At 70.6% G+C, this 22,533-nt stretch carries 17 protein-coding genes and 1 pseudogene; 5 read left to right on the forward strand and 13 right to left on the reverse strand.

The window, feature by feature from the left end; translation table 11 throughout:
* Positions 1 to 32: 32 nt before the first annotated feature.
* The 4 genes and pseudogenes from TCUR_RS24280 to TCUR_RS28665 all read right to left on the reverse strand — a co-directional run.
* Positions 33 to 1,238: a mannosyltransferase family protein gene (locus TCUR_RS24280; RefSeq protein ID WP_245536937.1), complete on the reverse strand. Its 1,206-nt coding sequence runs from the start codon at positions 1,236 to 1,238 to the stop codon at positions 33 to 35.
* Positions 1,239 to 1,349: 111 nt separating this feature from the next.
* Positions 1,350 to 3,791, reverse strand: coding sequence for a transglycosylase domain-containing protein (locus tag TCUR_RS24285; RefSeq protein WP_169313064.1), 2,442 nt, complete (start codon positions 3,789 to 3,791; stop codon positions 1,350 to 1,352).
* A 426-nt stretch (positions 3,792 to 4,217) separates the two neighbouring features.
* Positions 4,218 to 4,493, reverse strand: coding sequence for a DUF5318 family protein (locus TCUR_RS28660; RefSeq protein WP_217265430.1), 276 nt, complete (start codon positions 4,491 to 4,493; stop codon positions 4,218 to 4,220).
* Positions 4,444 to 4,794 (reverse strand): annotated as a pseudogene (locus TCUR_RS28665) (DUF5318 family protein); the annotation flags it as partial. The gene TCUR_RS28660 and the pseudogene TCUR_RS28665, both read right to left, overlap by 50 nt.
* A gap of 72 nt (positions 4,795 to 4,866) precedes the next feature.
* Here TCUR_RS28665 and TCUR_RS24295 point away from each other — a divergent pair.
* Together TCUR_RS24295 and TCUR_RS24300 are read left to right on the forward strand one after the other, a co-directional pair.
* A complete protein-coding gene (locus TCUR_RS24295; RefSeq protein ID WP_012855253.1) occupies positions 4,867 to 5,505 on the forward strand; it encodes a PadR family transcriptional regulator in 639 nt (212 codons plus the stop codon).
* A gap of 46 nt (positions 5,506 to 5,551) precedes the next feature.
* On the forward strand, positions 5,552 to 6,631 hold the full coding sequence (locus TCUR_RS24300; RefSeq protein WP_012855254.1) for an inositol-3-phosphate synthase: 1,080 nt from the start codon (positions 5,552 to 5,554) through the stop codon (positions 6,629 to 6,631).
* Positions 6,632 to 6,751: 120 nt separating this feature from the next.
* Here the strand turns inward: TCUR_RS24300 and TCUR_RS24305 are convergent, their stop codons facing one another.
* Together TCUR_RS24305 and trxB are read right to left on the reverse strand one after the other, a co-directional pair.
* Positions 6,752 to 7,903: an NDMA-dependent alcohol dehydrogenase gene (locus tag TCUR_RS24305; protein WP_012855255.1), complete on the reverse strand. Its 1,152-nt coding sequence runs from the start codon at positions 7,901 to 7,903 to the stop codon at positions 6,752 to 6,754.
* 234 nt (positions 7,904 to 8,137) lie between these two features.
* Positions 8,138 to 9,097 carry a thioredoxin-disulfide reductase gene (gene trxB / locus TCUR_RS24310; RefSeq protein WP_012855256.1) on the reverse strand — a complete coding sequence of 320 codons (960 nt, stop codon included), beginning with the start codon at positions 9,095 to 9,097 and terminating at the stop codon, positions 8,138 to 8,140.
* Positions 9,098 to 9,279: 182 nt separating this feature from the next.
* On the opposite strand from trxB, the gene TCUR_RS24315 reads away from it, so the two are divergent.
* On the forward strand, positions 9,280 to 9,849 hold the full coding sequence (locus TCUR_RS24315; protein WP_012855257.1) for a dienelactone hydrolase family protein: 570 nt from the start codon (positions 9,280 to 9,282) through the stop codon (positions 9,847 to 9,849).
* 51 nt (positions 9,850 to 9,900) lie between these two features.
* Here the strand turns inward: TCUR_RS24315 and TCUR_RS24320 are convergent, their stop codons facing one another.
* The 6 genes from TCUR_RS24320 to TCUR_RS24345 all read right to left on the reverse strand — a co-directional run bounded on the left by TCUR_RS24320 (position 9,901) and on the right by TCUR_RS24345 (position 17,996).
* Positions 9,901 to 10,692, reverse strand: a complete 792-nt coding sequence (locus tag TCUR_RS24320) for an anti-sigma factor family protein (protein WP_012855258.1) — start codon at positions 10,690 to 10,692, stop codon at positions 9,901 to 9,903.
* Positions 10,689 to 11,318 carry an RNA polymerase sigma factor SigM gene (gene sigM, locus TCUR_RS24325; protein WP_012855259.1) on the reverse strand — a complete coding sequence of 210 codons (630 nt, stop codon included), beginning with the start codon at positions 11,316 to 11,318 and terminating at the stop codon, positions 10,689 to 10,691. The genes TCUR_RS24320 and sigM overlap by 4 nt, the downstream gene beginning before the upstream one ends.
* Positions 11,319 to 11,556: 238 nt before the next feature.
* Positions 11,557 to 13,155: a phosphopeptide-binding protein gene (locus tag TCUR_RS24330; protein ID WP_012855260.1), complete on the reverse strand. Its 1,599-nt coding sequence runs from the start codon at positions 13,153 to 13,155 to the stop codon at positions 11,557 to 11,559.
* Between the two features lie 193 nt (positions 13,156 to 13,348).
* Positions 13,349 to 15,028, reverse strand: a complete 1,680-nt coding sequence (gene murJ / locus TCUR_RS24335; protein WP_052305614.1) for a murein biosynthesis integral membrane protein MurJ — start codon at positions 15,026 to 15,028, stop codon at positions 13,349 to 13,351.
* A gap of 22 nt (positions 15,029 to 15,050) precedes the next feature.
* Positions 15,051 to 17,354, reverse strand: coding sequence for a DUF6049 family protein (locus tag TCUR_RS24340; RefSeq protein ID WP_342610163.1), 2,304 nt, complete (start codon positions 17,352 to 17,354; stop codon positions 15,051 to 15,053).
* Positions 17,355 to 17,471: 117 nt separating this feature from the next.
* Positions 17,472 to 17,996: an aminoacyl-tRNA deacylase gene (locus tag TCUR_RS24345; RefSeq protein WP_012855263.1), complete on the reverse strand. Its 525-nt coding sequence runs from the start codon at positions 17,994 to 17,996 to the stop codon at positions 17,472 to 17,474.
* A gap of 188 nt (positions 17,997 to 18,184) precedes the next feature.
* On the opposite strand from TCUR_RS24345, the gene TCUR_RS24350 reads away from it, so the two are divergent.
* Positions 18,185 to 19,657 (forward strand): CCA tRNA nucleotidyltransferase, encoded by a 1,473-nt coding sequence (locus TCUR_RS24350; RefSeq protein ID WP_012855264.1) that lies wholly within the window; start codon positions 18,185 to 18,187, stop codon positions 19,655 to 19,657.
* A gap of 103 nt (positions 19,658 to 19,760) precedes the next feature.
* Here the strand turns inward: TCUR_RS24350 and TCUR_RS25250 are convergent, their stop codons facing one another.
* Positions 19,761 to 20,468, reverse strand: coding sequence for a hypothetical protein (locus TCUR_RS25250; RefSeq protein ID WP_012855265.1), 708 nt, complete (start codon positions 20,466 to 20,468; stop codon positions 19,761 to 19,763).
* Positions 20,469 to 21,158: 690 nt separating this feature from the next.
* Here TCUR_RS25250 and TCUR_RS24360 point away from each other — a divergent pair.
* A complete protein-coding gene (locus tag TCUR_RS24360) occupies positions 21,159 to 22,481 on the forward strand; it encodes an adenosylmethionine--8-amino-7-oxononanoate transaminase (protein WP_012855267.1) in 1,323 nt (440 codons plus the stop codon).
* The last annotated feature ends 52 nt before the right edge of the window (positions 22,482 to 22,533 follow it).

Genomic DNA, 22,533 nt, shown 5'->3' on the forward strand with positions numbered 1-22,533 from the left:
CCGTCCCTCGGCACAGCCGGGCCTCCTCCCGGTCAGCCCGCCCAGCCTCCCGAGGTGAAGGTGAGCAGCATCAGGACCGCGAACGGCACGGAGGCCGCCACGATGGCCGCATACAGCGCAGGACGGCGGGCGCCCAGCCGCCCCAGGGCGATCCACAGCGGCCACCACAGCAGCATGGCCCGCCCCACCGACAGGTAGTACGACGACAGCAGCAGCGCCGCCAGCTGCAGCCCCACGTAGGTCAGCTCCGGCCAGCACCGTCTGACCAGCAGGTACCCGCACAGCAGGACGCCGACCAGCGCGGCGAACATCTCGATCCGGAACGCCAGGGTGAACTCATAGTCGGTCTGGAACGCGGCCCGCCAGGTGGTCATGAACGACTCCCAGGGCCACACCAGATGCCGGTCCCAGCCCGCCTCCTGGGCGTGCTGCCAGGCCAGCCAGTCTCCGGTGCGCGTCCACTGGTAGCAGGAGTAGGCCAGCAGCGGCGTGAACGGCAGCGCCAGCCAGGCCGCCGGACGCCACCCCACCGCGCGGCGGCCGTGCTCGCCCGCCCAGAACTCCACGATCAGGGCCAGCGCGAGGAACAGCCCGGTGATCCGCACCCCGGAGGCCGGGGTGGCCAGCAGCGCGGCGGCCGCCCACCGCCCCTGGCGGGCCAGCAGCCAGGCGGGCAGCGCCAGCGCCAGGAACACCGCCTCGGAGTAGCCGGCGAACAGGAACACCGCGGGCGGCCCGGCCAGCAGCGCGATCACCGTCCGGCGCCCGGCGCCCGCGCCGCCCTCCCGCTCCCCGAGCCGGGCCAGCGCCACCATGGCGATCGCCCCGGCCACCAGCGAGACCGCCAGCCCGATCAACCGGTAGTCCGACAGCAGCAGCCCGCCGATCCGCAGGTCGGGGATCACCATCCCGAGCGCATGCAACAGCAGCGGGTAGCCGGGGAAGAAGGCCGGCCACCCGGGGTCCGGCTGCCCCGGCACCCCGTCATAGCCGTAGGTGGCGAGGTTGATGAACCGGACGGCGTCCCACTGCGCCCACCGTTCCAGATAGGAGCGACCGTCGTAGATGGTCGGCAGCACCCTGGGGATGACCGCGACGAAGAACATCACACCGGCCCACGCGCCCGCCCACACGGACAGTGCCAGGCGATCGACGGGCCGGATGCGTGAGAAAACCGCGGCGCCCTTGTGCTGGACGGGCGTCGCGGCGTCCTTGTCGTGGTCGTGGAGCAACGTCACGGGATCCTAACCTGCGGCCTCGAAGGTAAGCCGGGCATAAAGCCCGCCATGTGAAACGGCTGTGGCGGACCCGCCGTCGAACGGGCCCGCCACAGCCGCTTGCACCCTTGCTCAGTCGGGCGGTCTGACGGCCTGCGCCCCTCCCATGCCGGGGCCGCCGCCACCGTCACCAGGGCCACCGCCACCGTCACCGGGGCCGCCACCGCCGTCACCGGGGCCACCGCCGCCGTCGTCACCGCCGCCGTCGCCGCTGGGGCTCGGGTTCGGCGTCGGACCGGGGTTGCGGCAGCCCGGCGCGTTCGGGAAGCGCTCGCACAGACCGGGCGGGTCGTTGTCCTCCGGCGGCCGGTTGCCGCCGCAGCCCGGCGGGATGCAGGGCCGGTGCCGGCGCGGCCGCTCCCGGCAGGGCTCCTCTTCGGTGCTCTCCTGCCCCGGCTCGCACATCGGGGTCTCCGAGGGAGACGGCTGCACGGTGGCGAACTTCTGCGCCACCCCGACATAGGCGGGCGGCGGGAACTGCTGGATCTCCATGCCCCGGGTGGCCTGGGTCATGTAGACGTTCCACAGCCTGGCCGGGACGGTGCCACCCTGGACCACCGCGCCGTCCAGGACCAGCCTCTCCTTCTGGTCGTTGTAGACCGCCACCGCGGTGGACAGCTGCGGGATGTAGCCGACGAACCAGGTGGCGACGTTCTTGTCGGTGGTTCCGGTCTTGCCCGCCACCGGCCGCCCGTCGGCCAGCTTGGCCGCGGTGCCGGTGCCGCCGTTGACGACCGCCTGCATCGCGTAGGTGACGTCGGCGGCGACCTCCTTGGAGAAGATGTTCTCCCGCTTCTTCCACTTGAGGGTCTTGTAGGTCTTCTTGTCCTTGGTGAGGACCTTGTCGACCACGTGCGGCTGGTAGTAGGTGCCGCCGTTGGCGAACGTCGCGTACCCGGCCGCCTGCTCGATCGGGCGGATGTCGTTGATGCCCAGCGACAGACCGTAGGCGTGGCGGTGCGGTTCCAGCAGGTCGCTGGCGATCCCCGCGTCGGTCGCGGTCTCGATCACATCGCCCAGCCCGACCTTCATGCCGAGCTGGACGTAGGCGGTGTTGATGGAGTTCTTGGTGGCCTCGATCAGGTCGATCGCCGGGGGCTCACGGTGACCGTTGGGGATGGGGATGGTGGCCCCGGGCGTGCCGGGCGGCACCGGGTTGCCCTGGCTGTCGAAGGCGATGCCCGAGCGGCCCTCCACCAGGGTCTTCAGGCTCCAGTTCTCCTTCAGGGCGGTGGCCAGCACGTACGGCTTCATCGCCGACCCGGCCTGCGCGGAGCCCGCCCACACGTTGTCGAACTCCTGCTTGAGGTAGTCGGGACCGCCGTAGAAGGCGACCACCCGGCCGGTACCGGTCTCCACCGAGGCGATGCCCACCCGGATGTGCTCGGACTTCCGCTTGGGGTGCAGGGAGGAGATCGTCCGCTCGGCGGCGTACTGGGCCGCCTTCATCTTGGCCTGGTTGAAGGTGGTGACGATGTGCAGGCCGTTGCGGATGATCTCGTCCTCGGTGATGCCCTGGTCGCGCTCCAGCTCCTTGAGCGCCCGCCGGATCATGTAGCCGTTCTGGCCCGCGAAGGTCTGGCCGCTGTTGATCGGCCGCGTCTTGGGGAGGCGGGCCTGGTACTTGTCGTAGTCGGCCTTGGTCAGGGCACCGGTCTTGACCATGCCGTCCAGGACGTACCGGTAGCGGTCCAGGGTCTCCTTTTCGTAGTCCTCGGTGCCGAGCTGGCCGGGACGCTGGATGATCGCCGCCAGCATCGCCCCCTGGTCGGGGCGCAGCTTGTTGACCGGAACGCCGAAATAGGTCTTGGACGCGGCCTGAATGCCGTATGCCTGCCGGCCGAAGTAGATGGTGTTGAGGTAGTCCTCGAGAATCTGGTCCTTGCCCTTTTGCTGGCCGAGTTTGACGGAGATGAACAGCTCCTTGAACTTGCGGCTCATCGTCCGTTCGTTGGACAGGTAGTAGTTCTTGGCCAGCTGCTGGGTGATCGTCGAACCGCCCTGCATCTCGCCGCCGGTGAGGTTGACCCACACCGCGCGGAGGATGCCCTTGACGGAAAAGCCCGGGTCGGTGCGGAAGCTGCGGTTCTCGGCCGCGATCACGGCCTCCTGGACGTGCAGCGGCACGTCCTTGAGATCGACCAGCTCACGGTTGGTGCCGATGCGGCCGATCTCGGTCTTGCCGTCGTCGTAGTAGAAGATCGCCGCGGTCTTGGTGGCGTCCTCGTTGCCGGCCTCGGGCACCGGCGTCATGGCGTACGCCACTCCGATCAGCGTGCAGAAGCTGAGGATGCACAGGCCCAGCACGCCGAGCATGACCTTCCACGACGGCACGAAGCGCCGCCAGCCGGTCTTCTCCGGCTTGTCGCCGCCGGAGCGCCGGCCGCGGCCGCCCGATCCGCCGCGGCCGCCCGGCCCGCCGGGTCCAGGGGGTCCGGGGGGGCCTCCCGGGCCGCCGGGACGGCCCGGCCGGGGCCCGCCCGGGCCGCCGGGACGAGGAGGACGGCCGGGCATGCCCGGCCCCATCTGGTTGCCCGCGGGAACGCGAGGCCTGCTGCCGGGTGCGCCGGGAGAGCCGTGCCGGCCTGGGCCCATGGGGCGTCCGGGAGCGCCGCCCGGTCCGGATGCCATGGCTCGCCCGCGCCCGGCCGAGCCACCCGGCATGCCGCCGGATGCACCGGACCGGTGGCCGGGGGTGGGGACGCCGGGCATCCCCGCTCTTCCCGGTCCGCGTTGCGGTCCGTTCTGGCTTGGGTAACTCACGCGACCTCGTTCGGCTACTGGGATACGGCGTTGGTGCGTCGTCCGACAGTACTGCGCAGGCGAATGAGGGGGCGACCGCCGTGCAGCGTCCGATCCCGCCCTCGGCCACGGGAGGCCGCCGGTGGAGGAACGCACGATCTGGTCGCCCCGCGACGTTGCGGAGCGGTTCGGGTTCCCTCAGCTTCCCTTGGCCATCGGTCCCCGCCGGCTGCGGGGCCGTGTGCCATGACCGAGGACGTACGACACCGTCAAGTGGTTCCAAGTACAACCTTCGCACACTTCGCCCACAAAGACCCAGAATTCACCATATTCACGGGCCATGTCAGCGAGTTCACAGTGGGCTGGCTTGACACGACCGGCATAAGGTCCGAGTTCGTCGCCGTAGACGCAGGTGACATTGGGTGAGCCTCCCTTTGCGGCAGACCGGACACCTCTTGTCGGTCGGCTCGTCATGGTACTTGGCCACCCGAAGGGGGCAGGGGCGGACGTCACATATGTCCGCTTTACAGAGGCGTTGCAAGGGGGATCGTTCTCTCTGTGAGCGCGTGACCACCGTGCCGCAGCCGGGGCGGCCCCGGGGTCCGGGGCACCGGTGCTTCCCCGCCGTGGTGGGCGCCCTCCCGCAACCCGGCCCGGACGAAGGCGCCGGGTTCCGTGCATCCCGTCCCGACAACGGGGAAAATCGCGAAGTTGATGCCCGCTTGCGAAGAGGCTTAACGAGTACGTATCGTATCGATGTATCGAAGCGATACATTGGCGCGATACATCTGAACGAGACGGCCGAGACCGCCGCGCAGCGAACGAGGTCGTGGATGCGGAGGACGGCATGGCAGGCAGGAGGGGCACGGAGGTGCTGGAGCTCGCCGTGCTCGGACTCCTGCACGAGGCCCCCATGCACGGCTACGAACTGCGCAAGCGCCTCAACGCGCTGCTCGGCATGTTCAGGGCGTTCTCGTACGGGTCCCTCTATCCGTGCCTCAAGAAGCTCCTGGAGCAGGGGCTGATCGTGGAGGACCGGCCGGAGGAGCCCAATGTCGCGCTGAGCCTGCAGAGTCGGCGGTCGAAGATCGTCTACAAGCTCACCGCCGACGGTAAGGAGCGGCTCCAGCAGCTGCTCACCGAGGCGGGCCCGGCGGCGTGGGAGGACGAGGGGTTCGGCGTGCGCTTCGCCTTCTTCCGTCACACCGATGCCGACGTGCGCCTGCGCATTCTCGAAGGCCGGCGCAGCCGGCTGGAGGAGCGGCTGGAGAGCTTCCGCGCCGCCTTGGCGCGGACCCGGGAACGGGTCGACAGTTACACCCTCGAGCTGCACCACCACGGGCTCGAATCCGTCGAACGCGAGGTCCGCTGGCTCAACGAGCTGATCGGCCGGGAACGCGCCGAGCAACAAGGAGAGCACCAGCGGGCCGAGCGGGAGAAGCCGTCAGGCAAGTCCGCAGACACCAGCTCGGACGACGACCGTTAAGCAGGCCGGTTGTACGTCCCACCTGATCACGAGAAGGAGCATTCGGATGGGTTCGGTGCGCGTAGCCATTGTCGGCGTGGGCAATTGCGCCGCTTCGCTCGTTCAGGGCGTTGAGTACTACAAGAATGCGGACCCGGCCTCACGGGTGCCTGGCCTGATGCACGTGCGCTTCGGCGACTATCACGTCGGTGACATCGAGTTCGTGGCCGCCTTCGACGTGGACGCCAAGAAGGTCGGCATGGACCTGGCCGACGCCATCGTCGCCAGCGAGAACAACACCATTAAGATCTGCGACGTCCCGCCGACCGGGGTGACCGTGCAGCGCGGGCACACCCTCGACGGGCTGGGCCACTACTACCGGCAGATGATCGAGGAGTCCGACGCCGAGCCGGTGGACGTGGTGCAGGTCCTCAAGGACACCCGGGCCGACGTGCTGGTGTCCTACCTGCCGGTGGGCTCGGAGGAGGCCGACCGCTTCTACGCCCAGTGCGCCCTGGACGCCGGGGTGGCGTTCGTCAACGCGCTGCCGGTGTTCATCGCCTCCGACCCCGAGTGGGCCAAGAAGTTCGAGGACGCCGGGGTGCCGATCGTCGGCGACGACATCAAGTCGCAGATCGGCGCGACCATCACCCACCGGGTGATGGCCAAGCTGTTCGAGGACCGCGGCGTTGAGCTGCAGCGCACCTACCAGCTCAACTTCGGCGGCAACATGGACTTCATGAACATGCTGGAGCGCAACCGGCTCCAGTCCAAGAAGATCTCCAAGACCCAGTCGGTCACCTCGCAGATCCCGCGGGAGATGGCCAAGAGCGACGTGCACATCGGCCCGTCCGACCACGTGCCGTGGCTGGACGACCGCAAGTGGGCCTACGTCCGCCTGGAGGGCAAGGCCTTCGGTGACGTCCCGCTGAACCTGGAGTACAAGCTGGAGGTCTGGGACTCGCCCAACTCCGCCGGCGTGATCATCGACGCGATCCGCGCCGCCAAGATCGCCAAGGACCGCGGCATCGGCGGCCCGATCCTGTCGGCCAGCTCCTACTTCATGAAGTCCCCGCCGGTCCAGTACAGCGACGACGAGGCCCGCGAGGCCGTGGAGGCCTTCATCCGCGGCAAGGTCGAGCGCTGAGCTGAGCCCTGCCGTGCAAGGCTGAACGGCTGACAAGGCCCGGCCGGACTCGGTTCCGGCCGGGCCTTTCCCATACCGGGCGCGGTGCGCCGGACGGGACGCCCGGCGCACCGGTCGGGCTCAGTACTTGATCATGCCGCGGATGTTCTTGCCGTCGCGCATGTCCTGGTAGCCCTGGTTGATCTCGTCCAGGGTGTAGGTCCGGGTGACCAGCTCGTCCAGCTTGAGCTTGCCGTCCTGGTACAGGTGCAGCAGGCGCGGGATGTCGCGGCGGGGGTTGGCGTTGCCGAAGATGCAGCCCACCAGCTCCTTGCGCGTCATGGCCAGCTCGAACAGGTTGAGCTTGACGTCCTCCTGGGACATCGGGGCCACCGCGGTGACGACGCCGCGGCCGCCCTTGGCGACCATGCTCATCATCGGGGCGATGAGGTCGCCGGTGGCCACCCCGGTGGTCAAGATGACCTTCTCGGCGTTGGCGCCCCAGGTGATCTCGTTGACCAGGAAGATGGCCTCCTCGATGGAGGCGGCGGCGTGGGTGGCGCCGAAGGTCTCCAGGGCCTTCTGCCGCTTCCACTCCACCGGGTCCACGGCGACCACATAGCGGGCGCCGGCGAAGGCCGCGCCCTGCACCGCGTTCATCCCGATGCCGCCCAGCCCGATCACCACCACGGTCTCACCCGGCTGGACGTCGGCGGCGTACACGGCCGAGCCCCACCCGGTGGTCACCCCGCAGCCGACCAGGGCGGCCTTGTCCAGCGGGATGGAGGGGTCGATCTTGATGCAGGTGGCCTCGTTGACCACGGTGTAGGGGGCGAACGTGCCGGTGCAGCACATGATGCCCAGGTCCGCGCCGTTCTTCTTGGCGTGGTGCCGGGCCGTCATGTCGCTGATCTGACGCCCGGCCAGCAGCACCGCGCCCAGGTCGCAGATGTGCTGGCGGCCCTGCGCGCAGGAGGGGCAGCGGCCGCAGGCCGGGATGAAGGAGAGCACCACGTGGTCGCCCTCCTTGAGGGTGGTGACGCCCGGGCCGACCTCGACCACCTCACCGGCGCCCTCGTGTCCGCCGATGATCGGGTACTGCTCCACCTGCATCAGTTTGGCCACCTCGGGGTCCATCGCCATGTCCCCGGTGACCATGTGCTCGTCGGAGTGACACAGACCCGACGCCGTGAGCTTGATCTTGACTTCTCCCGCTTTGGGGTCGTCGAGCTCGATGTCCTCGACGCTCCACTCGGTGTGTGGCTCCCACAGGATCGCGGCTCGAGTCTGCACTTGCGCCTCCTCGGATCGGCCCGTTTGCCGGGATCGCCCTCTGGCAAGGGCTGTGCCGGGATGCTCCCGACTGGGCACGGTGAAAGTCAATAAGTTCATATCCGAATTCGATTCGGTAGTCCACCCCCCACCAGGGGAAACACCACTCTCTTCGGACCGTTTTGGACTCGCCCACAACGCAGCGGGGCCCCGCCGGAAAGCCCGGTCCGGCGGGGCCCTGCAGACATGGAACGATCAGGCGGTGGGCTGGTGGACGAGCTCGGCCTCGCCCTGATCGGCCAGCCAGCGCTCGGCGTCGATGGCCGCCGCGCACCCGCTGCCGGCCGCGGTGATCGCCTGCCGGTAGGTGTGGTCGACCACGTCGCCGCAAGCGAACACCCCCGGGATCTTGGTGCGGGTGCTGGGGGAGTCCACCACCAGGTACCCGTTTTCATCGATGTCGAGCTGGCCCTTGAACAGCTCGCTGCGCGGGTCGTGGCCGATCGCGATGAACAGGCCGGTGACCTGCAGGGTGCTCTCCTCGCCGGTCTTGCGGTTGCGGACGCGCACCCCCGTCACCCGGTCCTCGCCCAGGATGTCCACCACCTCGCTGTCCCACACGAAGCGGATCTTGTCGTTGGCGAAGGCCCGGTCCTGCATGATCTTGCTGGCGCGCAGCTGATCCCGGCGGTGCACCACGGTGACGCTCTTGGCGAACTTGGTCAGGAAGATGGCCTCCTCCATCGCGCTGTCGCCGCCGCCGACCACCGCGATGTCCTGGTCGCGGAAGAAGAACCCGTCACAGGTGGCGCACCAGGAGACCCCGCGGCCCGACAGCCGCTTCTCGTTCTCCAGCCCCAGCTCCCGGTAGCCGGAGCCGGTCGCGATGATCACCGCCTTGGCCCGGTACTCGGTGTCGCCGGTCTTGACCACCTTGGGGTGGACGGTCAGGTCCACCTCGGTGACGTCATCGGCGATCAGGTCGGCGCCGAACCGCTCGGCCTGCTTGCGCATGTTGTCCATCAGGTCCGGCCCCATGATCCCGTCGGGGAAGCCGGGGAAGTTCTCCACCTCGGTGGTGTTCATCAGGGCACCGCCGGCGGTCACCGAGCCTTCGAAGACCAGCGGCTTGAGGTCGGCCCGCGCCGCGTAGATCGCGGCCGTATACCCCGCCGGGCCCGAGCCGATGATGATGACGTTGCGGACGTCGCTCAACTTGTGCGCCTTTCGTTCCCTGCAAATCGGTCGGTTCGGGCCGCCGCCACCCGGCGCGGCCTTGGCGTGACCGGGTCCGCCAGTGGCGTCAACCGATCCTAGGGCCGGGGGATTCCCGGCGTGCCCTGCGGCCCGGATGGTGGGAGGATGCCCCCGTCCGAAACGGTCGAACAGGGGGGACAGTGGCGCGGATCCTGCTGCTGCATTCGATGTACGGGCTGCGCCCGGCCGTCCACGCCGCGGCCGACCGGCTGCGCGCGGCCGGGCACGAGGTGCACGTCCCGGACCTGTACGCCGGGAAGGTGGCCGACACGCCCGAGGACGCCGAGAAGATCAGAGCGGAACTGGGCCGGGACGAGCTGCTGCGCCGGGCGGTGGCCGCGGCGGCCCCGCACTCTGAACAGGGCCTGGTGTACGCCGGGTTCTCACTGGGCGGGGCGCTGGCCCAGAACCTGGCGCTGGCCGACGAGCACGCCCGGGGGCTGGTGCTGCTGCACGGCACCTCGGACCTGCCCGAGGACGTCTCGACCGACATCCCCGTCCAGTTGCACGTGGCCGACCCCGACCCGTATGAGACCGACGACTGGCTCAACTTCTGGTACCTGCGGATGCGCCGGGCGGGAGCCGACGTGGAGGTCTTCCGCTACCGGGGCGCCGGCCACCTGTACACCGACCCCGACCTGCCGGACTACGACGCAGAGGCCGCCGAGCGCACCTGGCGGATCGTCGAGGACTTCCTGGCCGGGCTGTGACGGCCCGGCCGAGGCGGGCGGACGAGCAGCGCGGGTCGTCCCAAGGCGCGGTCAGGGAGTGGTGCGGTGGGCGGGGATGGTGGTCTCCTCGATCACATCGGAGGTGGTGTCGGTGCACTTGGGGCCGACGACCACCACCCGCCAGGTGGAGCCCTCGGTGGGCACCACGATGACGGTGGCCTCGCGGCCTTCGAAGCGGGCCACATCGACCAGCACCGGCTTGATGCCCAAGGCGACCTGGTCGACGCACCCGACCAGACGGCCCGGGGAGTCCTCCAGGACGGGCAGGGAATTGGCCTTGAGGACCATCTCATCGGCCTGCCGGGCCAAGGTGGCGCTGCGGTAGACCGTGCCGCTGCGCCGCACGGTGAAAGACCCCTCGGCCAGCACCGCGGCCTTGCCCCGGCTGCTGTCGGCCGGCACGTGAGAGGCGTGGTCGTCGCCGCTCAGCGAGCCGTTGAGCAGGACGCCCCCGAGGACCGCCCCGCCGCCGAGCACGACCACCGCGGCCGCGGCGGCCGAGACCAGCCGCAGCGGGGTGAACCGGGAGCGCCACCCGCCGGCCCGCTGCCGCTTCAGGGCGCGGTGCGGCAGGCTCGCGACCGGGGCGGACTTCTCCGCCTCGGCCCGGATGGCCTCGTCGATGCGTTCGATCAGCTCCTCGGGCATCGGGGGCACGGAAACGTCCGCCAGCAGCCGGGAGACGTCCGCGATCTCGGCGGACCGCTCCCGGCACAGGGCGCAATCGTCCAGATGCGCGTTGGCGGAGGCGGCTTCATCGTCGTCGAGCAGCCCCTCGGCCAGGTCAGCCAGGGCTTCATAGTCCAGGTGCGCGGGGTTCACTTGGGCAGGCCACCTCCCTCCTTCTTCGAACCTTCGACGTTTGCGCGCCCTGCACGGTTCCGCAGATGCGCCAGCCGGCGGGCCAGGCGGGCCCGGCCGCGGGCGCAGCGGCTCTTGATCGTGCCGGGCGGAACGTCCAGGAACTCCGCCGCATCGTCCACGCCGTACCCCAGCATGTCGACCAGAATCAACGCGGCCCGCTGCTCGAACGGCAGCTCACCGAGCGCCGCGGTCACCTCCAGCAGCGTGCCGTGCCCCTCGGTGGGGTCCGGCAGCTTGGGCGCCAGCGCGTCGATCTTGGCCTCGTCGCCCAGCGGAGTGGCCGGGCGGATCGACTTGCGGCGCAACCGGTCCAGGCAGGCGTTGACCACGATGCGGTGCAGCCAGGTGGTCACTGCCGCGTCCCCGCGATACCGTCCGGCCGCCCGGTAGGCCGACAGGAACGCATCCTGCAGGGCGTCGGCGGCCTCCTCCTGGTCGCCCAGGGTCCGCATCGCCACCGCCCACATCCGTTCCCGGTGCCGGACGATCAGCTGGCCGAAGGCGTGCGGGTCTCCTTGAGCGTGCCGGGACATCAGCTCCTTGTCGGAGAGCTCGTCCACGGGCGACGCGCTCACGGACGCCACGGCCGAGCGTCCTGGTTCTCGGTAGCGGTCATTGGAGACGACACCACGGTTTCCAGGGGGGATGGGGACATGTTCACTCACAGGAACGATACCGACTAAGCCCTCGCCGGGCACGACCCGTCACATCACCGGCCGCCCCGGCACAAGCGGGACATCCCGGGCGGGCGGCGCCCGAACGTCCCGAGCGCCCTCGCCAAAGGGCGGAAGCGGCCGGCGCGCACCGCCGCAGGCGGCCCTCTCAGTTCGCCCACCCGTAGACGGCGACCTCGCCGACCTGCACCTTATTGCTGGGAGGCAGCCGGGTGAACCACAGCAGGACGTACCGGCCGCGCACGGTCTTGCCGGGCGTGATCTGGAAGGTCCCGGCGCTGGTGCTGCGGTCGCCGATCTTCTGCATGGACTCGCGCACGTTGCTGTCGCCGACGCTGACCTCCAGCGCCGCGCCGGCGCCCGCGGGCGGCACGGTCAGCTCGATCCGGTCGATGCTGACGCTGGAGCCCATGTCCAGCACCACGCCCAGGCCGGTCAGGTAGTTGCCGAACTCCGGATCGGCGTAGCTTTGCGAGTGCCAGACGGTGCGCTCCTTGCCGTCGTTGATGGCGCGGACCGTCCGCACGATGGAGCTGTCGGGGTGGTCGCCCTGCCCCGGCCGGTTCTCATAGCGGCTGGTGACCTTCTCGATCGGCAGCTTCTTGGCGGCCGGGCGCGCCGAGGCGCTCGCGGTCGGCGTCTTCTGCTGGGCCTGCGGGGCGCCGTCTTTGTTTCCGCCGCCGAACAGTGCCCAGGCGCCGATGCCGACGATGACCGTGACGGCCGCGGCGGCGACGGCCAGCAGCGGCCGGCTGAGCTGCTGCCCGCCCTGGGGCGCCGGCGCCGTGGTGGGCCGGGTGGGACCGGCCGCGGCGGCGGGCGGGAAGCCCTGCTGCCGGGGCTGCGGGGACGGCTGGGAGGCCGCGGGCGGCCGCGGCTCGGCGGGCGGGCGGCCCGCGGTGGCCGGTGCGGGCCGCGACGGCCTGGGGACGACCGCCGGCGGCGGGCCCACGGTGGGTCCGGCGAACAGCGGCAGCGGGGTGCGCGGCACGCTCTTGAGCGCGGCGGCCAGCTCGGCCGGGGTGGTCAGCGGCGGCCGGCCGTCGGGAGCGGGCAGGCCGACGGCCCGGCAGATGATGCCGTCCAGCAGCATCGAGACCCCGGCCTGCACCTGGCGGGCGGCCCGGTAGGCCCCGTCCTCGCCCTTGGGCGCCGGCGGCAGGTCGCAGTCGGCGGGGTCGCCCGGCCAGTGGGCGGTCACCGCCGCATACAGCATGCGGCCCAGCGCGCGGGTGTCCTCCAGCGCCGGGTTCTCGGAGCGGACGTCGGCCAGCACCGCGTCCACCGCCACGCCCAGCAGCTTGACCGTGCCGCCGGTGGTCCATAGCAGGTCGCGGGGGCACAGCCGCAGGTGGGACAGCCCAGCGGCGTGCGCGGCGGCGATGGCCTCGGCCGCCTCATACAGCAGGGTGGCGGCACGGCCGGGCTCCAGCGGGGCCCGCTTGAGCATGCCCTCCAGGCTCTCGCCGGCCGCCCACTCGCTGACCACATAGGCCTGCTCGCCGCTGTCGTCGGCGTCGAAGACCTGGGTGAGGCGGGGATCGGTGAGCCGGCTGGCGGCGCGGGCGGCGGTGACCACCTCGCTGACGCGGGGGAACCCCGGGTCGAAGGTCCGCACGGCCACGGCACGCGCCAGGATCTCGTCGGTCGCCTTCCACAGGGTGGATCCGCCCGATTGGCTGACCCGTTCCTCAAGTCGGTACCGGCCGGACAGACGAGTGCCGGGTTCGATGATGGACGTGCTCACGGCAACGTCCTGCGCAAGTGATCAGATCCCATCATCGTGGCGTGGCAGCTTACGCCTCCGGCCCTCCTCTTTGCAGTCCGCAGGGTGTAGCCCGGCAAGCCGTATTCTCCAACATGGTAGTGGTTGCCCGGTTGATCGGACGGGACAAACGCCGTAGCTCTTGGCCGCCGCCCGCCATCGGCCTCGGCGGCCTTCAGCCCCGTCCGGGCAGCCGACGCGCCACCATGGACAGCATCGTCTGTACCTCCGCGACCCGCAACAGCCGGGCGAAGAGGACATAAAGGGCGCACCCGCCGGTGCCGCCGATGATCAGCGCCAGCAGCGCCGCCACGAACCCGGTGCCCAGCCAGGCCTCCATGACCGCCTGGGCGGCATAAGCGAAACCGACCAGCGGCCAGACCGCCACCAGCAGCTTCAGGTGGGTGCCGGTGATGCGCCGCCCGTCCAGCCCGCCGAGCTTGCGGCGCAGCACCGCCCACGACACCAGCAGGCCGACGGTGTTGGCCACGGCGAAGCCGGCGGCGATGCCGATGGCGACCTTCTCGGCCTCCAGCACGTTGTAGACGGTGATGGCCGCGGCGATGTTGGTGCCGACGGTGGCCACGGCGATGAACGCCGGGGTGCGGGTGTCGTTGTGCGCGTAGAACACCCGCAGCATCAGCTGGTAGGCGGCGAACGGCACCAGCGCCACCGCGAACACCTGCATGATGTGCGCGATCGCCAGCCCGGCCTCGCGGTCGACCTCGCCGTGCTCCAGGGCCACCGCGATGATCTCCGGCCCGAGCACCACCATCAGCGCGGCGGCGGGCAGGATGATCACCGAGGCCAGCCGCACCCCGCTGGAGAAGTCGTCGCGCACCAGCGCCGACTTGCCCTCCGCGGCGTGCGCGCTCATCCGCGGCAGCAGCGCGGTGATCACGGTGACGCCGATGATCGCGTACGGCAGCTGGAAGAGCTGGTAGGCGTAGGAGTAAGGGCTGTAGCCGTAGCCGGGGGCCTGCTCACCGGCGCTGTTGAGCAGCGAGGTGGTGACCGCGAAACCGGTCTGCGTCAGCACCAGGTACACCAGGCTCCAGCCGGCCATCCGGCCGATCTGGCCGAGCTCGCCGTGCTGGAAGTCCAGCCGGGGCCGCCAGCGGAACCCCGAGGCGTGCAGCGACGGCCACAGCGCCAGCGTCTGGGTCGCGATCCCGCCGACGGTGCCGCAGACCAGGATCGCCACCTCGGTCCCGCTGATCGACTCGGGGGTGACCGTGCCGGTGGTCACCAGGATGAACAGCACGCCGGTGCAGCAGATGACGATGTTGTTGAGCACCGGCGCCCACATCGGCGCGGCGAACCGGTTGCGGGTGTTGAGGATGGCCCCGCAGAACGCGCTCAGCCCCAGGAAGAAGATCTGGATCGCGAACAGGCGGGTGAACAGCACCGCCAGGTCGCGTTTGTCGCCGGTGAAGTCGCGTCCGTAGATGTAGTCGATGAAGACCGGGGCCAGCAGCATGGCCACCACGGTCATCGCCGCCAGGCCCACCACCGCCAGCGTGAACAGGCGCTGCTCGAACCGGACGCCGTAGCCGGGGTCGCGTTCCTTGGCGCGGACGATGAGCGGGACCACCACCGCGGTCAGGATGCCGCCCAGCAGCAGGTCGTAGACGATGACCGGGATGGTGTTGGCGGTGTTGTAGGCGTCGCCGAGCGCGGCGGTGCCCAGCGCCGCGGCCAGGATGGCGGTGCGCAGGAAACCGGTGACCCGGGAGGTCAGCGTCCCCAGCGCCATCAGCGCCCCGGACCTCAGCAGGCTGGACGCCCGCCCGCCGCCCGGGGCGTCCCCGGCGGGCGCCCCGTCCTGTGCGGGCCGGGGAGGCGGTGGTTGCACGGCCGGCGCGGCGGGCGCCGGATCACCCGCCGGTGGGCCGGCCGGGGGCCTGCGCCCAGGGTGATTCGCCTCCGGGTGACCCGTCACCAGATGCCTCCATCTTGTTGCGGCGCCGCGCCCTCATCGCTCGGAACCCGACGCCGACGAAGAGTACGGCAAGCGAGCCCCCGGTGATAAGCAGGGCGACGGTCCCATAACCGGTGGTGTTGATCGTCAGGACGTGGGTGCGGTACGTCTTGCCCTCTGGGGTGAGCAGCTTGACGTCCACCTGGGTGGGGCCCTGGGCGAAGGACTCCACCTCGACGTCGATCGAGGCCCGTTCGTTGGGGCCCAGCACGATGTCGGACTCATACTCGCCGATCTGCAGCCGGGCCGGGATCCGCGGGGTGATCTCGATGCGCAGCCGGACGCTGCGGTCGCTCAGCTCGTTGTTGATGGTCAGCAGGAAGTTGCCGGTGCGCCCGGCGAGCTGGACGACGTTGTCGCGGCGGGCCAGCCCCACCCGGTTGATCTCCGCCGCGACGTGGTCGCCGAGCTGGTCGCGGGCGGAGCGGGCGCGCTGGGCCAGCGTCCGGCTGCCGCGCCAGGAGCCGGACTCCATCCGCAGGATCGCCCGCGCATGCGGGTAGCTGACCGGGTTGAGGATGGCGGCGAAGCCGTTGGCGCGGCCGGCGATCTTGCGGACCTCGCCGAGGTACTTGGGGCCCAGCTCATAGGCCGCATAAGAGTCCGGGTAGCCGGTGAAGGTCAGCTGCTGCGGCCGGGCCCGGGCGATGTCGCCGATCTTCGCCGGCCGCAGCCAGGACGCCTTGGCGGTCCACTCCAGCAGGTGCTCGGCGAACTGCGGGCCGGGGTTCCAGTACCGGCTGGGGGCGATCACGATGGTGCGGGCCAGCTGCGGCAGCTCCGCCGTGATCATCGCGGTCTCGGCCAGGAAGCGCTGCTCGGCCAGCAGCCGCTGGCCGGGGTCGGTGGTGTCGACGCTGACGATCTTGCTGAGCGTCTGGTCGTAGACCACGACCGGCCGCGGGCCGGAGGGGGTCGGCAGGGACGCCGTGGCGCTGGGGGTGTAGGTCACGTTGCCGGCCGGCGGGAAGACCGCGCTGCTCATCAGGAACGTGTCGCTGCCCAGCCGGGACATCCAAGCCAGCGTCCGGTTCTCCGACACCCCCGGCACCGGCCAGGCGATCTGGGCGTCGGCGGGACGTCCCAGCACCTCCTGGGCGACCCGGCGGTGGTTGTAGGCGGCCTTGAGGTGCCCGGTCAGGTCGTTGCGGACGAGCGCGTCGGCGTCCACATCGGCGTACGGCAGGGCGAAGTAGGAGTCGCGGGAGGAGGCGCGCTTGAGCCGATCCAGCCAGGCGCGGGCGGTCGCGCTGGCGGGTTTTTTGGCGGGGGCGCGTCCCGGGGGCCGGACGGTGTAGCCCTTGGACGCGGTCATCGCCCGGGCGTCGTCCAGCAGCGCCGGGTCGATCGCCCAGGTGAGCGGGGTGTCGGTGCTCTCGGCGGCGGCCACCAGCCGGCCCAGCCGCCCGTTCGGCGAAAGGTCCGTCTCCAGCCGGTCGTCGAGGAAGATGTGGTCGGCCGAGCGGTGCATCCGGTCGGCCAGCGGCCACACCCAGCCGATGGAGGTCTTCTTGAACCACTTGCGGCCCGGGGGCTGCCAGACCAGGAAGGTGACCTGCCCGGCCAGCACCTGCCCGGCCTGGGTGTAGAACTCCACGCCGATCGGGAAGGTGCCGAACTTGTTCTCCAGGTGCAGGGACTTGGCCGCCACCTGGATCTTCCAGGGCACCTGGGCGTCGCCGGCGGCCAGCGTCCCGTCGCCCAGCATCTGGTCGGCGGTCACCCCCGGCAGGGCCGCCACGTCGCTTTGGGCGAGCTGGGCGAGCCGGCCGCGGCTGACGACGGCGCGGTTGCTGTAGCGGAGCCGGTAGCGGACGCCGGCCAGCGGCTGGCCGGAGCGGTTGACCACATGCCCCTGCAGGGTGATCTTGCTGCGCGCGGTCACCGTGCGGGGGGCGATGGCGGTGATCGACAGGCTCACGGGGGTCTGCCTGCGCCCGGCCATGACCGTCTGCGCCCCGGTGGCCTGGCCTGCCGGGGCGGCCGCCGGCGCGAGCCGGGACTGGGCGAGGCTCACCTGGGCTTGCTGGGGAGACGCCAGCGCGGGAGTCGCGGTGACGCAACAGAAAAGCACGGCTGAAACGGCCGCGCGTCGCCACACCCTCAAGCCACAACCGTCCATTTGCGAAGGGTGCCGGAGCTCCGGATCACGGCTCGATGGTAGTGCCGCCGGATGATCCCTCCGACCGTTGCAGACCATCTACCAGGTAGATGCCCCCTTCGCACGGTTTGTTCACGCAACGCACCGGGTGGGCGACGCACCGCGGGGTCGCCGGAGGGGGCGGCGGCCCCGCGGTGCGGCCGGCCGGGACGGGCCTTAAGCGGGCCGGGCGGCCGGAAGCTCCTCCTCCCAGGCGGACCCGATGGGCTTGGCGCCGCTCAGCTCGCGCAGATCCGCCATGCGCACCGCCAGGGCGGTCAGCGGCTCCCCGGTGGGGGTGTAGACGACCTCATCGGGCGCCACCCCGCCCAGGCCGGCCCGGTCGATCAGGACCGGCACGGCATCGGGCAGCAGCAGCGGGCACACCAGGTCGGCGTGGTAGTCGGTGACGGAGTTGATCAGGTCGGGGCGGGCGGGCCGGATCAGGCGGGCGCCGAGCGCGCGGCGCACCGGTTCCAGGACGGTCCGGCTGCCGGCGGGGGTGATCAGCGCCGCCAGGAACCGCTCGCCGCGCAGCGCGTCCAGGCAGTGGTACATGCGGGTGACCGGGCAGCGTTCGGGCGGCAGGCCCAGCGCCCCGGGCAGGTCGTCGGCGTGCGCGATGGGGCGGGGAAGCCGTACGATCTCATGTGCGATTTCCCGCTCCAGCAGGGTCCGGTGGATGGTGAGGGCGTCCTTCATCGTCGACCTCCGGTGCCGAGGTGGACCGTCCGCGTACCCGGCGTGATTCACTGGATGACCACGGGGTGCCCAGAACGTAACTCGGAGATAGCGCCCTGTGAAGAGCGGCAGCAAAAGTCCTTCACTTTATTGGGCGTTCGCCGCCAAGATTTTTTGTTTGTAAGCCGTCTTGTGAGGTTCTACGCTCGATGCCCGTGCCCACCGCGTCTTCCCCCGAAGAACCGACCGCGCAGCAGCTCAAGGCGATCCGGGAACTGCTCGGCCGGGTGATCCCGCCGGCCGCCGACGAGCTGGGCCGCCGCTTCGCCGCCGCCGGGCACGAGCTGGCGCTGGTGGGGGGACCGGTCCGGGACGCGCTGCTGGGCCGTCCCGGCAAGGACGTCGACCTGACCACCGACGCCACGCCCGAGCAGGTGCTGCAGCTGGTGGAGGGCTGGGCGGACGCGATCTGGACGATCGGGATCGAGTTCGGCACGGTCGGGCTGCGCAAGGGCGACCTGCAGCTGGAGATCACCACCTACCGCAGCGAGTCCTATGACCCCAAGTCGCGCAAGCCGGAGGTCTCCTACGGCAAGTCCTTGACCGAGGACCTGGCGCGGCGCGATTTCGCGGTGAACGCGATGGCGGCGCGGCTGCCCGGCCATGAGTTCGTCGACCCGTTCGGCGGGCTGGGCGACCTGCGCCGCAAGACGCTGCGCACCCCCGGCCGCCCGGAGGACTCCTTCAACGACGACCCGCTGCGGATGATGCGCGCGGCGCGTTTCGCCGCCCAGCTCGGCTTCACGGTGGCGCCCGAGGTGGTGGCCGCCATGCGCGACATGGCCGGCCGGATCGAGATCGTCTCCGCCGAGCGGATCCGCGATGAGCTGTCCAAGCTGATCTGCGCGCCCAGGCCGCGCGCCGGGCTGACGCTGCTGGTGGACACCGGGCTGGCCGAGCACGTGCTGCCGGAGCTGCCCAAGCTGCGGCTGGAGATCGATGAGCACCACCGGCACAAGGACGTCTACGAGCACACTCTGATCGTCCTGGAGCAGGCGATCGCCCAGGAGGAGGACGGCCCGGACCTGGTGCTGCGGCTGGCGGCGCTGCTGCACGACATCGGCAAGCCCAAGACCCGCTCGTTCGAGCCGGGCGGCCGGGTGACCTTCCACCACCACGAGGTGGTGGGCGCCAAGATGGCCCGGCACCGGCTGAGCGCGCTGCGCTACCCCAAGGACGTGGTGGCCGACGTCTCCCGCCTGGTGGAGCTGCACCTGCGCTTCCACGGCTACGGCGACGGCCAGTGGACCGACTCGGCGGTGCGCCGCTACGTGCGCGACGCCGGTCACCTGCTGAACCGGCTGCACAAGCTGACCCGCGCCGACTGCACCACCCGCAACCGGCGCAAGGCCGAGCGGCTGCGCCGCGCCTACGACGACCTGGAGGCCCGCATCGCCCGGCTGGCCGCCGAGGAGGAGCTGGCCAAGATCCGTCCCGAGCTGGACGGCAACGAGATCCAGCAGATCCTGGGCATCAAGCCCGGCCCGCTGGTCGGCAAGGCCTACAAATTCCTGCTGGATCTGCGCTTGGACCGCGGCATGATCGGCAAGGAGGCCGCCACCGCCGAGTTGCTGCGCTGGGCGGCCGAACAGGGCCTGCAGCCGCCGGCGTCGTCATCGTGAACGCAGGCGGCCGCAGGCCCGCGGGCGCCGCAGCCCCTGCGGCGCCGGGCGGTGGCCGGTCCATCCCCACTCCGCGATCGGCCACCGCGTCATGGCGTGGACGTCAGCGGACGTCCACGTAGTCTCCGGAGCTCAGCACCGGCGCGTGCAGCGTGGTGCCCTTGAAGCGGGCGCACCAGTAGCCGTCGTGCCGGGCCTTGAACTTCTTGAGGTAGACGCCCTTCTTGTTGGTCGTCGCGTACCCCTTGAGCACCCACTTCTTGGTGCCCTTGCGCTTGAAGTAGATGTAGACGCGCTGGCCCTTGTAGCCGACGTACTTGAAGGGGTAGGTGCTGTTCAGCCGGGTCAGCTTGCCGGTGACCTTGAGCGTCCTGCCCTTCTTGATCGGCTCGGGCCCGGCGTTGGCGGTCAGGCGGGTGCCCCTTTTGACGTAGAAGGAAGCGGAGGGGCCCACGTAGTCCTCACCGCTGTCGTAGTCGTAGAGCTCCGTCTCGACGATCCACTTGCCGGCCGCGTCGTAACGGTCGAAGCGGACCGAGGAGACGAAAACGCCGTCGCCGTCGGGGTCCTCGGCGGTGCCGCCGTACTTGTAGTCCCCCTGGGGGCCGTGGAGGTCGAAGCTCACCCACGACTCGTCGGACAGGCCGGGGGCCTTGAGCTTGATCGTCAGGGTGGTGGACTTCTGGGCGGTCAGGACGACCGTCTTCGGGCTGACGCTGAGGGTGGCGGCGGGGGCCGCGTGAGCCGTGGCGGGCGACAGGAGCGGGACCAGCGTCGCCGTGGCGGCCAGCAAGGTGACTGAACGCTTCATCGGCGCAACTCCTTCGTTGACCAATATCTCTCTGTTTCAGAGAGTCTAGATGTTAGCCCTGTCCTCTTTCATCCCCTTGGTTAACTCATTCATCAAAGGGACGCTTCGCGCACTGAACCGGTTGTCTTGTCGGCAGCGTGATTTCTCGTCCGGCTTCCTCAGCGACGGCCGCCGCTACAAGGGATCACCCCAGGCGCTTCACCGCGACGTCTTCGGAGCCCACCGGGCCTCGCACCGCACGGCGCCCCAGTGACCGGCCGCGCGGGCGCATTCGAACCGAGGCGACGGCCGCCCGCTCCCACCGGGTTCTCGTTCCCCCTGATTCCGTACGGGTCGCAGCGGGCGATGGACTGCTCGCGAGTCCCCTCCTCCACGCCGGACTCGCCTGTGTGTGGGGTGGCCGACCGGCCCCCGCTCCCCGCCGACCGGCCACCCTGCCTGGTGTGTCACCCGAGACGTCTGCGCTGCCCTCGCCGCCACACGAGGCCGATGCGGCCGGCATCACCGCATCGACGCCCCTGGACGTCTCAAGTGATTCATCAGACGTTCACAGATGATACAAATGTGAGCAATATTCACACAATAGGGTCAAGGATGATCTACTGAGTGGGACGCGCGGGGGGCCGCACCGGTTGTCCCGGCACGGGGCTCCGGTCTTGCGCCGGATACCGCCGCCCTAGGCTCGGGGCCATGGCGGAACACACGGCGTTGCCCCCCGAGGAGATCGAACGGCTGCGCTCCTATGACCGGGAGCACGTATGGCACCCCTACGGGCCGATGCCGGCGAAAGCCGACAGCCACCCGGTGGTGGCGGCCGAGGGCGTGCGGCTGGTCATGGCCGACGGGCGCACGCTGATCGACGGGATGTCGTCGTGGTGGGCGGCCGTGCACGGCTACAACCACCCGGTCCTCAACGCCGCCGTCACCGACCAGCTCGGCCGGATGGCGCACGTGATGTTCGGCGGGCTGACCCACCCGCCCGCGATCCGGCTGGCGAAACTGCTGGTGGAGCTCACCCCCGAGCCGCTGACCAAGGTGTTCTTCGCCGACTCCGGCTCGGTCTCGGTCGAGGTCGCCATCAAGATGGCGCTGCAGTACCAGCGGGCGCGGGGCCGCCCCCGGCGGCACCGGCTGATGACCGTGCGCGGCGGCTACCACGGCGACACCTTCGGGGACATGTCGGTGTGCGACCCGGTCAACGGGATGCACCACCTGTTCGCCGGGATCCTGCCCCGGCAGCTGTTCGCCGCGCCGCCGCCCGGCGGCTACGACGCCGAGCCCGACCCCGCCTACCTGGAGGAGCTGGCGACGCTGGCCGCCCGGCACGCCGATGAACTCGCCGCGATCATCGTGGAACCGGTGGTGCAGGGCGCCGGCGGGATGCGCTTTTACGCCCCCGCCTACCTGCGGGCGCTGCGGGAGCTGGCCGACGAGCACGGCCTGCTGCTGATCCTGGACGAGATCGCCACCGGTTTCGGCCGCTCCGGGGCGTTCTGGGGGGCCGACCACGCCGGTGTCGTCCCCGACATCATGTGCGTCGGCAAGGCGCTGACCGGCGGCTACATGACCATGGCCGCCACGTTGTGCACCGATAAGGTGGCGCGCGGCATCAGCGAAGGCGAGGGCGGCGGGCTGATGCACGGCCCCACCTTCATGGGCAACCCGCTGGCCGCCGCGGTGGCGTGCGCGTCCATCGAGCTGCTGACCGGGCGGGACGGCCGCGGCCGCGACTGGCGGGCCGAGGTCGGCGCCATCGAGACGGTGCTGCGCGAGGGCCTGGCCCCCGCCCGCGGCCTGCCGGGGGTCCGGGACGTGCGGGTGCTGGGGGCGATCGGCGTCATCGAGACCGAGCAGCCGGTGGACGTGGCCGCCGTCCAGAAGGTGGTGATGGACCACGGCGTGTGGCTGCGCCCCTTCAACCGCCTGATCTACACCATGCCGCCCTACGTCTGCACCGCCGAGGAGGTCGCCCAGATCACCACCGCCATGGTCGCCGCCGCCCGCTCCCTGTGACCGCCGCCTTCTCCAGACGGCGCGCAGGGCGGCCCCGGCCGGAAAGCAACGC

Origin of the sequence: Thermomonospora curvata DSM 43183, assembly GCF_000024385.1 — a bacterium.
GTDB classification, from domain to species: Bacteria; Actinomycetota; Actinomycetes; order Streptosporangiales; family Streptosporangiaceae; genus Thermomonospora; species Thermomonospora curvata.

Excerpts from the sequence above, each read along its gene's own strand:
- TCUR_RS25250 (WP_012855265.1), bottom strand. The coding sequence starts at position 20,468 with ATGAAGCGTTCAGTCACCTTGCTGGCCGCCACGGCGACGCTGGTCCCG.
- TCUR_RS24300 (WP_012855254.1), top strand. The coding sequence starts at position 5,552 with ATGGGTTCGGTGCGCGTAGCCATTGTCGGCGTGGGCAATTGCGCCGCT.
- TCUR_RS24295 (WP_012855253.1), top strand. The coding sequence starts at position 4,867 with ATGGCAGGCAGGAGGGGCACGGAGGTGCTGGAGCTCGCCGTGCTCGGA.
- TCUR_RS24345 (WP_012855263.1), bottom strand. The coding sequence starts at position 17,996 with ATGAAGGACGCCCTCACCATCCACCGGACCCTGCTGGAGCGGGAAATC.
- TCUR_RS28660 (WP_217265430.1), bottom strand. The coding sequence starts at position 4,493 with ATGACGAGCCGACCGACAAGAGGTGTCCGGTCTGCCGCAAAGGGAGGC.
- TCUR_RS24360 (WP_012855267.1), top strand. The coding sequence starts at position 21,159 with ATGGCGGAACACACGGCGTTGCCCCCCGAGGAGATCGAACGGCTGCGC.
- TCUR_RS24285 (WP_169313064.1), bottom strand. The coding sequence starts at position 3,791 with ATGCCCGGCCGTCCTCCTCGTCCCGGCGGCCCGGGCGGGCCCCGGCCG.
- TCUR_RS24350 (WP_012855264.1), top strand. The coding sequence starts at position 18,185 with ATGCCCGTGCCCACCGCGTCTTCCCCCGAAGAACCGACCGCGCAGCAG.
- TCUR_RS24340 (WP_342610163.1), bottom strand. The coding sequence starts at position 17,354 with ATGGTCTGCAACGGTCGGAGGGATCATCCGGCGGCACTACCATCGAGC.